The sequence below is a fragment of the Coprococcus ammoniilyticus genome (genome assembly GCF_025567345.1).
In the GTDB taxonomy this organism is placed as follows: Bacteria; Bacillota; Clostridia; order Lachnospirales; family Lachnospiraceae; genus Coprococcus; species Coprococcus ammoniilyticus.
This window is the reverse complement of record NZ_JAOQJS010000001.1, coordinates 530,678-545,611: the sequence shown is the minus strand read 5'-3', so window position 1 is coordinate 545,611 and position 14,934 is coordinate 530,678. Positions and strand designations below refer to the sequence as shown.

At 40.1% G+C, this 14,934-nt stretch carries 12 protein-coding genes and 1 other annotated feature; of the genes, 5 read left to right on the top strand and 7 right to left on the bottom strand.

What is annotated here, in order from left to right; genetic code table 11:
• The first annotated feature begins 16 nt into the window (after positions 1-16).
• Positions 17-838, top strand: a complete 822-nt coding sequence (locus tag OCV60_RS02295) for a MerR family transcriptional regulator (RefSeq protein WP_173789180.1) — start codon at positions 17-19, stop codon at positions 836-838.
• Between the two features lie 25 nt (positions 839-863).
• On the opposite strand, the gene OCV60_RS02290 is transcribed toward OCV60_RS02295, so the two are convergent.
• Complete coding sequence (locus OCV60_RS02290) at positions 864-2,270, bottom strand: lanthionine synthetase LanC family protein (RefSeq protein ID WP_262529195.1); 1,407 nt, start codon at positions 2,268-2,270, stop codon at positions 864-866.
• A gap of 521 nt (positions 2,271-2,791) precedes the next feature.
• Here OCV60_RS02290 and OCV60_RS02285 point away from each other — a divergent pair.
• Positions 2,792-4,477 (top strand): ABC transporter ATP-binding protein, encoded by a 1,686-nt coding sequence (locus OCV60_RS02285; protein ID WP_262529194.1) that lies wholly within the window; start codon positions 2,792-2,794, stop codon positions 4,475-4,477.
• Positions 4,478-4,776: 299 nt separating this feature from the next.
• Here OCV60_RS02285 and OCV60_RS02280 read toward each other — a convergent pair whose 3' ends face one another.
• Entirely contained in the window at positions 4,777-5,016 is a 240-nt protein-coding gene (locus OCV60_RS02280) for a hypothetical protein (protein WP_021944676.1), read from the bottom strand.
• A 1,070-nt stretch (positions 5,017-6,086) separates the two neighbouring features.
• Here OCV60_RS02280 and OCV60_RS02275 point away from each other — a divergent pair.
• Complete coding sequence (locus OCV60_RS02275; RefSeq protein WP_262529192.1) at positions 6,087-6,866, top strand: YlmH/Sll1252 family protein; 780 nt, start codon at positions 6,087-6,089, stop codon at positions 6,864-6,866.
• 230 nt (positions 6,867-7,096) lie between these two features.
• On the opposite strand, the gene OCV60_RS02270 is transcribed toward OCV60_RS02275, so the two are convergent.
• The 5 genes from OCV60_RS02270 to OCV60_RS02250 all read right to left on the bottom strand — a co-directional run bounded on the left by OCV60_RS02270 (position 7,097) and on the right by OCV60_RS02250 (position 11,471).
• Positions 7,097-8,365 (bottom strand): ATP-binding protein, encoded by a 1,269-nt coding sequence (locus OCV60_RS02270; protein ID WP_262529191.1) that lies wholly within the window; start codon positions 8,363-8,365, stop codon positions 7,097-7,099.
• Positions 8,362-9,084, bottom strand: a complete 723-nt coding sequence (locus tag OCV60_RS02265; protein WP_181985671.1) for a LytR/AlgR family response regulator transcription factor — start codon at positions 9,082-9,084, stop codon at positions 8,362-8,364. Before OCV60_RS02265 ends, OCV60_RS02270 begins: the two co-directional genes overlap by 4 nt.
• Before the next feature lie 29 nt (positions 9,085-9,113).
• The gene (locus OCV60_RS02260; protein ID WP_021944672.1) at positions 9,114-9,449 is read right to left on the bottom strand and encodes a helix-turn-helix domain-containing protein; all 336 of its coding nucleotides are present in this window, start codon (positions 9,447-9,449) and stop codon (positions 9,114-9,116) included.
• Between the two features lie 296 nt (positions 9,450-9,745).
• Positions 9,746-10,216, bottom strand: a complete 471-nt coding sequence (locus OCV60_RS02255) for a methylglyoxal synthase (protein ID WP_021944671.1) — start codon at positions 10,214-10,216, stop codon at positions 9,746-9,748.
• Positions 10,217-10,301: 85 nt separating this feature from the next.
• A complete protein-coding gene (locus tag OCV60_RS02250; RefSeq protein WP_117784475.1) occupies positions 10,302-11,471 on the bottom strand; it encodes an NAD(P)-dependent malic enzyme in 1,170 nt (389 codons plus the stop codon).
• 157 nt (positions 11,472-11,628) lie between these two features.
• On the opposite strand from OCV60_RS02250, the gene OCV60_RS02245 reads away from it, so the two are divergent.
• The gene (locus OCV60_RS02245; RefSeq protein WP_262529190.1) at positions 11,629-12,168 is read left to right on the top strand and encodes a DUF6512 family protein; all 540 of its coding nucleotides are present in this window, start codon (positions 11,629-11,631) and stop codon (positions 12,166-12,168) included.
• Positions 12,169-13,134: 966 nt separating this feature from the next.
• Positions 13,135-13,388 (top strand) — a binding site (T-box leader).
• 151 nt (positions 13,389-13,539) lie between these two features.
• Positions 13,540-14,754 carry an aminotransferase class I/II-fold pyridoxal phosphate-dependent enzyme gene (locus tag OCV60_RS02240; RefSeq protein ID WP_021944668.1) on the top strand — a complete coding sequence of 405 codons (1,215 nt, stop codon included), beginning with the start codon at positions 13,540-13,542 and terminating at the stop codon, positions 14,752-14,754.
• Positions 14,755-14,934 lie beyond the last annotated feature (180 nt).

Here is a 14,934-nt window from a genome sequence, read left to right as displayed (position 1 = left end):
ATGAAAGGAAATTCAAATGAATAAAAAGATATATATGACGACCGGCGAGTTCGCCAGGATCATGCGAATAACAAAAGAAACCCTGTTTCATTATGATGAGATCGGTTTATTTCAGCCGGAGCTCACCCAGCCAAATGGTTACCGCTATTATTCGATCTATCAGACCGAGATCCTTGACACCATCCTTTTATTAAAAGACCTCGGTATGCCGTTAAAAGAGATCAAAGAGCAGCTTGCCAACCGTGATCCGGCAAAGATGCTCCATATATTAGAAGAACGTGAACATCAGATCAATACGGAGATTGCCAAATTACGCTCCATGGAAAAATGGATCTCGCAGCAAAAGAGCAAGATCCATTTCGCTATGCAGATCGATCCGACAGCCATCTTTATCGCCGACTTCCCGGAACGCTACTATCTCTATGCAGAAGCACCAACCGCTACAGATGCTGAACTGTATCGGAAAACCGATGACCTGATCAATCTTCTGCTAACGGTCGGTTCTACTTTTAAAAATGATTATGATATGGCATATTTCCAGCACGCTTCCCATATCGAATCAGATAAGTACGCTGTCTATGATAATGTCGCCCTGTTGTTAGATAACAAGCCTTACGGGCTTCCTGTCCATACCTTGCCTGCAGGAAAATATCTCACCGCCTACCACACCGGTCACTGGGATACGATCGGCGATACTTACGACCGCCTAATGACCTTTAAACATGAACACAACATCCATACTTCCTCTGAATATCTGGAGCACAATGTTATAGATAGCTTCACTGCCGAAGACCCGCAAGACTACATTACCGAGATCACCGTAGCCATAGAAGCATGATCTGCATTTTTATATAAAGCTCCGCTTAAAACTTCTCAAAGAAATGATATTCGTACAGGTTGGTCAGCTTCTTACCTGTCAGCGCCGCATAGGTACGGAGCAGCGAGGATGCACAACCTGCCACACCGACATACAGTCCCGGATAACTGACAACTCTGGTCGGAATCGTTCTCCACCAACTGTCATACCAGGTACGAAGTCCCGGTGTCCGGTGATCCGAATCGGAAAGCATTATATCAGCCGTACGAATCATATAATCATAGAACTCCTTCTCCCCGGTATATTCATACATGGCGGCAAAATGCTCCAGAATACCTGCTGTTCCACAACACTGGCACTGGCAGTTCCAGAAGCCCCAGGAATGTTTCTCCGGCGCACCGGCACGGACGATACCACGCGATAATTCGATCGTCCAGTTCCGGTAGATCTCCTCTCTGGTAATCTCATATAATTCACGAAATGCCAGCGTACTTCCAACCGGGCCATGACATGTACTGAGATAATATTTGTCATACGTCGGACCTGTTACCGGATGATCCTGATATGGGATCAATCGTCCGGTCTCATCTCCAACTGCGATATTCATTGCATATGTAAGTCCTTCCTTTGCCAGCTCCAGATATTCCTCTTTCTTTGTATCCTGATATAAGGCTGCGAACATCCATGCCGTTCCGGTCGTTCCATGTGACCAGTTCGGGAATGTCGTATCCTTCGCAAAATCAATCACCGACAAGTCAAGCAACTTCCAAAACTTTCCACCATTTGGTGCAGGAAGAGCATCCTGTGCGATCCGGTCTGCAGCCGCACATGCCGTATCCAGATATTTCTTTATACCGGTCTTACGGTAAAGGATATCTAAGAATACGATAAATCCGCCATCTGCGGTGATATCCTCCTGATCACTCCAATGCAGTCCTCTCTTATCAGTTACTATTGCTTCAAGCAGGACATCCGCAACATATAATACATAATCCCGATACGCCTGTTTTCCTGTCACCTGATACAGGTCTTCAAGGAAATACGCCTCACCAACCGGGCCATTGTAAGGGCCTGCCGCCCAGCCCGGAACCGGAATAATACCCTTTACCTCTGAATGAAGCGTCGTCTGATACCATTTCACGCCAACCTTCGTTGCAATGATATGCGCCGCTGCTTCCTCCGCCTCAGTCAGCCAGCGTGTGTCTCCGGTTGCTTCATACAGCCGAATAAAGAAAATACCAATACCTGCCGAACCGTCATACATACTCTTCGGCGTAAATAACGGAACATCCTCCCGATATCCATCCTGTCCTTCCGGCAACGCCTGCCAGATTCTTCCATATTCCGTCTTAATCGCCAACGTATCGATCCATTCCGCCGTATCGATCGCCGCTTTCAAATAATCTTCTGCTGTATTCTTTTGAAAAATCTCCGGTGTAATCAACTTTGCCATATCTTCGTCTCCTTTGTAACTTTATCCTATGCTATAAAAACTTCTCACTCTGTCTCAGTTTATCTCGCTGCTTATTATCTCTTTCTCCAGTCATTCCTGTTTCATCGCTTTTATTTCCTAGTATTTCTATATGATAATTATACATGTATTTTCAAATTAAGCAAGCCTTAAAATCACACCCAAACTATAACTATACTATTAAGTGTCCTTTTCATTACATTTTGTATCGTGTTATATCGTTCTCCCCTTATTTACGAACTCTCATAAGGGAAAATAAGGGAAAGAAAATCTGGTAACAAATTATAGAAATGGCGCTAGAATATTGGGACTTGATATGATAAGATTAACGGAAATACTTTATTTGAAAGAGGTGAGAACGATATGAAATATATCCGAGATAATTACTCAGTACAGTTGATGTAAACTGTTGGCAGATTGTGCTGAGGTGAAAATAAACTTGCTAGCAGTCGTTAACTGTACTGTCCAAATGATTGAACTACAATATATAAAGGAGTACAGTTATGCGCTATATAAAAGAAATTCTAAAGAATAACAGAATATGGGTATTAGCTTACATTGGACTAGGTATATTTAATGCATTTATGGCTAATTACAAGACGGACTATTTTCAGAAGGTTATTGACGGATTGGCGACTGGAACACTTACATTTGCAGGAGTTATAACCTACGGTCTTATTTTGCTGGTAAATTATTGTATGAATTATCTGGATAATTATCCAGAAAAGAAATTGGAGTATGGTATTTATCTGGATTTTAAGCTTTTGTCGCTTAGAAAAATAAGTACAATCGATTATACGGAATATCAGAAAATAGGTACTGGAAAACTTGTTCAAAGGATCGAGAATGGCTCATCCGCAGGCAGAAATGTAGTATTCAATTTCTGGTTACGTTTGATTCGTGATTTACTTCCTACCATTGTTTTTAGTGTATATTTTATTTGGAAGATTGATAAAATAATTACTTATATTTTGTTTGTAGGCTATATGCTTATTTTTATAATAACCAATATTCTACTAAAGTTTCTATACAAAATAAAAGAAAAGATTTTGAACAATGAGGAACTATTCAATCATTTTCTGGTCAGGGGCTTTATGGAAATGTTGGTATTCCGTATGAGCAAACAGTTTCCGAGTGAAATAAAGAAAACTCGTAGTGCCAAAGAGAATATTGTTTCATCAAAAGTAAAAATGAATATGATTCATGAAGCATTTTTTACAATATTTGCGCTACTTGTGGCAATGTTAGATATTGGTATTTTATTTTACGCATGGAAAACAAAAAATCTTACAGTGGGTTCTATAGTTGCACTCATTGCGCTGATTGAAAATGCTTACACACCGATCGCTATTTTTAATGTACTTTATGTTCAATATAAATTGGACAAGGCATCCTATAAGAGATTTGAAGAATTTTTAGATTTAAAAGATGATAATCAATTAAGAAATGGTAACGCAATTAATACGGACATTGGTGAAATAGCGATAAAAAACTTATCGTTCCAATATGAAGAACGGAAAATTATTGATGATTTGAGCCTGTTCATAAAAAGGGGACAAAAAATAGCTTTTGTAGGAGAAAGTGGCTCTGGAAAATCCACTGTGATTAAAATATTACTGGGATTACTAAAATACAATCAGGGAGAAATCTGCTTAGGTGATATGGAGTTAAGTGGAATTTGCCTTAATAATTTGTATGACAAAGTCAGCTATATATCGCAGGATGTTCCCGTTTTTGATGGAACAATAAAAGAAAATCTGGTATTTGAAAAGAACGTGTCAAAAGAACAAATGCTGGACGCATTGAGTGAAGTGCAACTATCTCATTTGGTTGAGAATCTTGCGGAAGGCTTAGATACTGAAATTGGTGAGAAAGGAACCTGCTTATCAGGTGGAGAAAAACAAAGACTTGCCTTCGCCCGCTTGTGGTTTGAAAACCCTGAACTTGTCATTTTGGATGAAGCAACATCTGCAATGGATAATTTAACAGAAGAGATTGTAATGAAATCGGTTATGCAAAAAATGAAAGATAAAACGGTCATTGCGATTGCACATAGATTAAATTCCATTGCCGGTTTTGACAGAATTATTCTCTTTAGAGAAGGGAAGATTGTCGGACAAGGGACTTTTGAAGAACTATTACATACAGATTCTTATTTTAAGGAACTGTATAATGCGAATGTTCAATAATAGTATTTGTTACATTTGAATTTGTAAAAAATTTAAAGTGGCTGGCGCTCTTGCTTTTAGTGTTTGAACGACAGCCACCCAACAGAAATTCATACTATTTTAAGCAAATAGTTTTTGCTTTTGTAGATATTCGAATTGCCTTTGTACGCATATTTTTTCACAGATGCATTATCTAGTTGAACATCCCCTGTAATGAATATCAGTAAGATTTTCGTTATAAAATACAGCTTGCCAGCATATGCGGGCGCATGTTTGAGCCAGAGGCGAGTTTGCGCAGGAGCATATGCGAATCAGGCAAACTACTGCTCATCCTCCAGCATCTCCCGGTCCTTCTCCATCTCCTGCACAACCCCAAACGCCGACAGCTCATCCGCAAATTCTTCCATATAATCTTGATAATGCTCCATCAGTTCTGCCTGAACCGCATCCACGCCCTTCTGTTTACCCAAATGGCGCTTCTTATCCACACCATGCTTCCGGCTTTGGCGCATCCCCGGATATACCTGATCTGCAGTCCTGTTTCTTCTATTAAATAACATATCCCATTCCTCTTTTCATACAAAAAGAAACCGCCATGTATATAAGCCATTCCGGCTTCCTTTCTTTATAAAAGAGTATCGACATCCAGCAATCGGTTTATACCATTCCTTCTGCTGTATCAATTAAATCATAAATAAAAATCCGGGAGAAATTAAAATTGTGTATAGAAAGGGCTTGAGCCCCAGTAATTAATACTGAGGCTCATTCTTAAAGGAGAGGTCATGGAGGATTCCAAAAAGGGGGGGTTTGGGGGGGTTTGGGGGTTATGGGGTACATTACATCGTAATATAGGGATTATACGAATTCGTGCATTGGGAATCCTCCATCATATCTATTCAAATGTTAAGTAATTGTCTTTTTTAACTTACTACACTGTAGTAACTTCTTTCAAGATGTTCGTTTTTATTTCCTGTCCATCTCTTATGGTGCTATGATAACAAATTCATTCAAATTTGTAAATATTGCATAATAAATAAAGTTTTCCGGGTTTTATGGTTCTTTTTGCACAAATTTTACTATATATGATAGCTTTATGAATATTTTGACGGATTTTGCCTGTCTCATTTTGTCAAATTTACTATTTCTTTACTCAAACAGCCAAATTCAATCAAATAAAATTTGATTTGCGTGCGATACTTTTCGACATTTTACGATTTTTTACAGCAGCAAAAATTTGAAAATATTGTGAAAAATGCCATTTTTTGTTCAGAATACTTTTTTATATCGCGAAGCGTTTATATTTTCTTCTTAAAAAATAAAATCCGGAATGTAACAATACCTAATTTCTCCGTCAGATATAAAGAAAAAGGAGCTCAAAACTGAACTCCTCATCTTTCGAAAAAAATACTATGCAAATATATAACGTCTGTCACAATCTTACTGACCCCGTATTCGGAATCCTCTTCTATCGCGCCAGACGCTTTACACAATATATACGTTTGTATAGATTTTGTCAAGAATATTTCAAAAAAGTTAAGATTTCTTTCCCCCCTTTACAAATTGTTCCAATAATCCTATCATTCTACATAGATTGAAAAAACACAACACAGCCGCGCAGGAGGAAAACCACATGAATACAGATGCATTATTACAGGGACGATTCAAGGATCTGGCAAATAAAGCCTATCAGAAGAATATCTATACCTTTACAAATTTTCTGTCTGCATCCGATCTGGATATTTTCTATTCTATCCTGCCGGACATCAACCATGTACCATATCAGATTTTCGGTGGCCGGGAAGGATGTGACCGTGTTATGATCCGCTTTGGATCAGAGGATATGACCGGATATGAACTTCCATTTCCGATCACCATACTTCAGATCACACCATTACTGGACAAATTTTCAGACGAGCTGACTCACCGCGACGTTCTGGGTTCTCTGATGAACCTTGGTATTGAACGTGAAATGACCGGTGATATTGTCATGAAAGAATCCTCCAGAAGCGGAAAACGAAATACCGCTTATGTGTTCTGTGTATCTTCGATCGCAGATTACATCACTGATAATCTTACCCGCATCAAACATACCAATGTCCGCTGTACCATCTGCCCGGATGATGACCTGCCGGATATTGTACCAACACTGGAAGAATTTCAGTGCATTGCTGCCTCAGAACGGATCGATGCTGCCATTGCTTCTATCACGAAGCTCTCCAGAAGCCAGACTGTCACCCTGTTCCGTGAAAAAAAAGTATTTTTAAACAATCGCGTTCTTGAAAATAACAGCTATAACCTGAAACCGGAGGATACTCTGTCCATCCGCGGATATGGCAAATTCATCTATAAAGGCTGTGGACATGAAACCCGGAAAGGCAGGATCTATCTGACATTTGAACGTTATGTCTGAATTAATACATACAAACAGTGCAGACCTGAAGCAGCTAAGCGAATCTCCCGATATGCTGCGCTTCCAGACCTGCACCATTTTTGACATCTTATAAATTTTTCTGGTTTATTTTTTTATGTTGTCACTACCCTCCTTCCATTTTTGTTTATCGGAATCCCTTCATATATCCCGTAACATCACTATACAAAAAATCGCCTGCGAAAAACCGTTGATGTAATAAATAGCATGTCTCAATGTAACTTTTGGTATTGCAATTCCAAAAAAGCACGCACTACATACTCAAATTCACTCTTTTTTATTTCAAATGTTCCATTATAAAATGCCACTACTTCCTGCACAATCTGAAGGCCCAGACCATGCGGGTTCCGCTCCACCTGCCCGTTACGCAATCCGGGTATTTGCTTTTCTGCCCCGCCGACAGACCCGCTGATCTGTATGCTGTTTACCGTCATTTCCTTGATCGTATTCCTGCATACGATCATAAGATTGCTCCTGTCATATAAAATCTTGATCCCTATTTTTCCCCCACGAATCGTATATTTTACGGCATTGTCCAGTATATTTCCAAGCAGCATATTCAAATGATGGTCATTGATCGCAAGATCGATCGGCACTGATATCCATGTCGTGATCTCAATTCCCCGTTCGGATGCTTCCCGCTTTTTATAGGACAAAATTGCATCAATCAGAACATGCCCGGAAATCACCTCCTTTGCCACCACAACTGCCAGTGCCTTTTCATATTCCTGATGCAGCAGCTCATATTGACCATTTTCCAGATACACACATTCCAGCATATATTGCTTCTTCAGGTCATGACGAAATTTCCGAAATTCCTGCCAGACCTTTCCCAGAGAAAAACTATATGCCTTATACTGTTCTGCTTCCGCACGCATCGTCCGGACATTCACTTCCCGTATCTGTCCATTTCTTTCCTGACGATACAGGTTACTGGATAATATATTGACCGCATACAGAAGCAGTACAATGGTCGGAAAATGTTTTCCTCCACATGCCGTCCGAAAATGTGTAAACAATGCCAAGGTTATTACCGGAACACAAAATACCTCCACAAAATCTCCAAACGTCACCTTATACTGCAAGACCAGTAGTGGATCCGGACAAGTCTCATCCATATCGGGTGCACCAACATTTGCATGATGACTTCTCCACAGCATTCTCCACGCCAGAATATTCAATTTTATAAATACTAAAAGGATAATTCTTGAAATAGATACAGCAGATATCTGAAGCCTTATAAAAGTTTCTTTTCCAACATCAGCATGGCTTCCAACCATAATAAAATAACGATAAACAAGCTTTTCAGCAGCGATCATAAACACTGCCAGATAAATGCCTGTAACAGCCGCCTGTTTCCATGGATATTGAGATTTCCCGGCTATTTCCCTGCATTTTCCGGATATACAGCCAGAACTTCCAAATAACCGGATTGTCCAGATATAAAAAAGATTAGATGCCAGCGACAGAATAGAACTCAAATGCCTGCTCCCCCGATCCAGTCCATATAATATTCCCGGACATATTTCTTATTGTCTCTGCTGATGGCAAGCTCCATCCCATTACTCATGATAACTTCTGAGTATCGAAGCTCCCTGATATGACTGGTATTGACCAGATAGGATTTGTGGATCCGGACAAAATGCTGCTGGTGCTCCTCCAGATATTTTTCCAGATTCTCAAGTTTATCATAAAATTCAAATATTCCGGAGACACAAACAGCCGTGATCACCCGGCGGTTACTCTCCAGATAAATAATATCTCCAATGTTAATAGCGTAATACGTGCGATTATAATAGAATGGAAGAATTTCCATATTGTTTCTGACATGACATATAATTCTGTCAAGCAAAGGAAGAAAGGTCTGTTCATTTACCGGTTTATCTAAAAACTGAAATGGCTGGACATCAAAGGCCGCCCGATAATATTCACTGTACCCGGACACAAATACAAGAAGCATAGATGGATACTGTTTCCGAAGCTGTACTGCCACCCGGATCCCATTCATCTCCGTCAGCTCAATATCCAGAAATACGATCTGATACATCCCGCTCTGGTCGATCTCCATCAGCAGCTCCTCGCCACTGCAAAATGTATCAATCTGAAAATTGAAATTACAGCTTCTCATATACGTTGCTGTCATCTGACTGATCTCGTCCAGAACATGCTGCTCATCATCACAAACCGCAATCCGAATCATAATATTTCCCCCCATAATATAATTTGTACTTATTTCATCATTGCTGTAAGTTTATCAAGCATATATAACAACTGTTCTGTTTTCTCAGCCCCAAATCTCTGATATGAGATATGTTTTTTCTTCTCGTCATCCCCAATTTCATAATCCATATACAAACTGTCCTGAAGAACATAATCAGCAGATATCTCCAACGTATTGATCAATGCAACAAAACAATCCAGTGACATATCTGCCTTACCTGTTTCGATCCTGCTGATATATTTATCACTGAGTTCAGTCAATTCTCCCAACTGTTGCTGGGTAAGACCTTTTTTCTTTCTTGCTTCTTTCAACCGTTGTCCTAGAAACGTTCTGTTAATCTTCACTAATCTTTCTCCATATTGCTTTCCGGATTAATATGCTTCAACCTTCTCTTTTGTATTCTGTCAAAATTTGTCTTTTTATAGAACAAACCAACGAAGCATTTTCTAACCAGCAGTAGAATTTCTAAATTGTTTTTTGCGCAGAGCGTTTTTCTTTTCATTTTTTTCTGCATACAAAAACAGTGCCTGACCGATACAACCATTTCCACGAATCCACCGTGAATCTGACAGTATTAAAACCAGGCACTGTTTTTATTTTTATATGTTTGTCTTTCCTGTAAATTTATAAGATATACCGTTTACAGACTTTCTGCACGTTGTCTGATATTCTTCTTGAAATTGATCACCTTATGATCGTATTCCTGATCCATGTATTTGGAATTGATCATAAAATCTGCAGTCGACTTGTTATTTGCAATTGGAATATCATACACCTGCGCGATACGAAGCAGCGCTTTTACATCCGGATCATGTGGTTGTGCTGTCAGAGGATCCGAAAAGAAGATCACCATGTCGATTCTGCCCTCTACGATCTTGGCACCGATCTGCTGATCACCGCCTAATGGTCCGCTGTTGTAACCTCGCACCGGCAGTCCTGTCTTATCTGCGATCATCCGGGCTGTTGTTCCGGTTCCGCAGAGAAAATGATTTTTCAGTATGTCCTTATTATCATTACACCACTCGATCATCTCAGCCTTTTTGCTATCATGTGCGATCAGTGCAATATTCTTCTGTTTCTCAATCGTAAGTGTCACAAAATCATCTGTCATATTAGGTCTCCTTTCTGTCAAAACCTGCTTACCTTATAAGAATTACCACGACATTTCTGCCAGTGGACATTTCTGCAAGCCTTTATTATTTTGTTATACCAAGCTTATGTGCTTCATCCGCAACTGCCTTGGCAACCACCTTTGCTACTCTGTCATCAAATGCACCCGGAATAATATATTCTTCATTTAATTCTTCATCGGTTACAATTGATGCGATTGCTTTTGCTGCTGCCATCTTCATTTCCTCTGTAATTCCTGTAGCCTTTGCATCCAGTGCGCCACGGAAGATACCAGGGAAAACCAGAACATTGTTGATCTGATTTGGATAGTCAGAACGTCCAGTCGCCATAACACGAACGCCGCCCTTCTTTGCTTCCTCGGGCATGATCTCCGGTGTCGGATTCGCCATAGCAAATACGATAGGATCGGCTGCCATGGATGCTACCATCTCTGCCGTTACGATATTCGGTGCTGATACTCCAATAAATACATCCTTCCCCTTCATGATCTCTGCAAGATTTCCGGTCTGTCTGTCTTTATTTGTGATCTCTGCCATATCTGCCTGTGCCGGATTCATCCAGTCCTGACCCGGACAGAGTGCACCCTGCTTGTCAACCAGAACTACATTTCCGATGCCAAGCTGAAGAAGCAGCTTACAGATAGAGATACCGGCTGAGCCTGCACCATTGATTACAACATTTGCCTTATCAAAATCTTTACCTACCAACCTCAGTGCATTGATCAGACCTGCGGATACAACAATAGCTGTTCCGTGCTGGTCATCATGGAATACAGGGATGTCCAATTCTTCCTTCAATCTTCTCTCAATCTCAAAACATCTTGGTGCTGATATATCCTCCAGATTGATACCGCCAAATACAGGAGCGATTCGTTTTACGGTTTCTACAATCTCATCTACATCCTTTGTATCAAGACAAATAGGGAATGCATCTACTCCACCAAATTCTTTAAACAGGATAGCTTTTCCTTCCATAACAGGAATCGCAGCCTCTGGTCCGATATCGCCAAGTCCGAGAACTGCAGTTCCATCGGAAACAACCGCTACCATATTGCCCTTACATGTATATTTGTATACATCAGCCTTATTGTCTCGGATCTTTCTGCATGGCTCTGCAACACCCGGTGTATATGCTGTACTTAAGTCGTCTCTGTCTTTGACTTTAACCTTTGAGATAACCTCAACCTTTCCTTTATTCTCCTCATGCATCTTTAAGCTCAGGCTATTGTAATCCATTTGTATAACTCCTTTATTCATTGATTATTATATCTGAAACCATCTTCTATATGGCTGCATATATTCTGGTTTTTGTGAATATATTATATAGATATAATAACATAAATTGCTGGCATATAACAGCAATTAATACCACAAAATAATATGGAGGATTTCAATGAATCAGTCTGTTAAACACAACTTTTTTATCTGGAGTGTTTTCTCTTCCATCTGTATTGTGATACTTGGAAGCGGCTGGCATTTTCTATATGTCATCTTAGAGAAAAGTAATCTGGTCGCCTGGTGCACACCGATCAATGAAAGTATCTGGGAGCATCTGAAGCTTACCCTGTATCCGGTGCTCATCGTTATGCTGATCCTTTATGGTCTGCATTTTATTCCCTGTGGACCTTCGATCCATAAAGTGATCCTGATGATCTCAGCCAGCGTCTGCATCTCAGATCTGATCATTGTCAGCATCTATTATGTGTTCTCCGGCGGATTCGGACTTACCGGAATGTCTATCGACCTTACAGCCTATGGCATCGGTATTCTGGCAGGACAGCTTCTAAGTGTGATTCACCTGCTTTCGCTCCACCAGATTCCAAAATGGGTATATAGTATCGGTTATATTCTTCTGATCGGACTTATCCTTATCACCGCTGTTTTCTCTTATAATGCACCGAATCTCCCGATCTTTATCCCACCGACAGAATAACTTACAGAATCGATCAACCCAAATCGTGTAATATATCCCATCTGCCTACTGGCTCGATGAACATACAAAAACCCAGATGCATAAGCACCTGGGCTTTTGTATGTATTTAATTTTAGATTATTGTCGAAGTATTCTGTAAATATTCGAGGTTTCCACACCCGCCATATAAAACGCCATTTTATATAAAATCTATAAATAAATTCTACTGAAGGATGAGCAATTATGTATGCTCCCGATGCAACTGCATCATTCAAATCTTAGATGTATGGTACAATATTTCAAAAGATGTGAAATGTTATACCGCAATGGTACATATTATATAAACTCCTGCTTATAACGAATCTAAACAAGTGGCATCTGTAACAGTCACTGCCTGAACAGATACTATGTTGTACCAATCCTTCCAACAACTTCTAAGCGTCTATGTGATATAGCCTAATGCCCTTGAAACACTACCTATATCTTGTGTTTTGAACAATCCTAGCAGAACATAACCGGTAATCTAATACCTACGTCCCGATACTTCAATCTATGCCGAACCGACATCTGTGTGGGGACTTGTTTCAAGTTATATCGATAAGGCATCCCGTGTGGAAACAACTTCCCAATCATGTATGCTGCTACGATAAAACTGTTCTTCAATTGTATCCAACGGAATCTCCTCCTTCCTTGAACTTCTGGAAAACACCTTTTACTTTTGACCAGTTTCCGTGTACCGGACCTCGATCTGTTTATCCAGGTGGCATCTGTTTGATGACCGTTCTTTAATGTATCTTTATTATATGTGATAATACCCATTTTGTCAACATTATTTTTTGACAATTTAATCATTTTATTGTATTTATTTTGTCTTTTTGTATTCAAACGTTGTATTGTAGTATTAATTGTATATATTTTTTAAACAATTATAATTCCATAAAAATTAAGTTGACTTTTCCCCTGTGCAGTGCTAGACTTTTAGAAAAATCAAAGGCTATGACAGGAAGGAGTACTTAAGCAAGTGTTACTTCAGAGAGCAGGCGGCTGGTGTGAGCCTGTAGAACATCTTAAGGAAGCAGTCCCCGAGCTGTGATTGCGAAATAGGTTTTAGATTAGCAGTCAACGGAAGGTTCCACGTTACAGGAACAACGGTTAAGAGATCTGGCCGTACAGAGTGCAGGAAGTTTTTCCTGAAGTTAGGTGGTAACACGGACTATAAAAATAATAAGTTCGCCCTAAGCAAAATTTATTTGCTTGGGCTTTTTTATTGTCATCTTATAAAGTCCGGCAGATTCCCATAACAACAGTTTCCTGTACAAGAATGGATTCTTAAGGTTGCTTAACTTCCGGTTTTGGGAGCCGGATAAATTCTTATAAAGAGAGGTATATCGCATGAGAACATACGAAAAATCAACGAAACTCGATAACGTTTGTTATGACATAAGAGGTCCTGTTATGGACGAAGCAAACCGCATGCAGGCAGCGGGCATTGATGTTCTGAAACTGAATATCGGAAACCCTGCACCATTTGGTTTTCACGCACCGGATGAAGTCATCAAAGACATGTCTTACAATCTGAGAGACACCGAAGGATATTCCGATTCCAAGGGCTTATTCTCCGCAAGAAAGGCTATCATGCAGTATTGCCAGTTAAAGCATATTCCAAATGTCGGAATTGACGATATCTATACCGGAAATGGTGTAAGTGAACTGATCACCATGTCTATGCAGGGACTTTTAAATAATGGAGATGAGATTCTGGTTCCTTCTCCTGATTACCCATTATGGACAGCTTCTGTCACACTGGCAGGCGGTACTGCTGTTCACTATATTTGTGATGAACAGAGTGACTGGTATCCGGATATCGATGATATGAGAAGTAAGATCACTCCAAATACAAAGGGTATCGTCGTGATCAATCCAAATAACCCAACAGGTGCCTTATATCCAAAGGAGATTCTGGAACAGATTGTTGATCTTGCAAGAGAATTCGATTTGATCCTGTTTGCAGATGAAATCTACGACAGACTGGTTATGGATGGCAGAAAGCATGTTGCACTCGCATCTCTGGCACCGGATGTGTTCACGATCAGCTTCAACGGTCTGTCCAAATCCCATCGTGTAGCCGGTTACCGTATCGGCTGGATGTGTCTATGCGGCAGAAAGGATCATGTAAAAGGCTACATCGAAGGTCTGAATCTTCTGTCTTCAATGCGTCTTTGTTCAAATGTTCCTGCACAGAGTATCGTTCAGACTTCTCTGGGCGGTTATCAGAGTGCCGATGAACTCCTGCTTCCGGGCGGACGAATCTACGAACAGCGTGAATATATCTACAATGCCCTCTGTGACATTCCCGGTGTATCCGTTGTGAAACCAAAAGCTTCTTTCTACATATTCCCAAAACTGGATCAGGAGAAGTTCCATATCAAGGATGATGAGAAGTTTGCCCTTGATCTTCTCCGTGAGAAGAAGATCCTGATCACCTGTGGTACCGGCTTCAACTGTACAGACCCGGATCATTTCCGTATCGTATATCTGCCAAATATCGTGCAGCTTAAAACCGCTATGGGAAGAATTGCTGATTTCTTAAGCTACTACCACCAGTAAACCTATTCGAACGCAAGTGTTTTGCGTAAATGCAGAAAAAGCTTACAGACTATAATATACATGGGGCTATTGTAAAACAATTCTTACATTTTGGTTCTATACCTGCTTTTGAGGTTATAGATCTGTTTGACAATCATATCAGAACAAATGCCGAACATACCTTTGTGTAGCAAACCTATT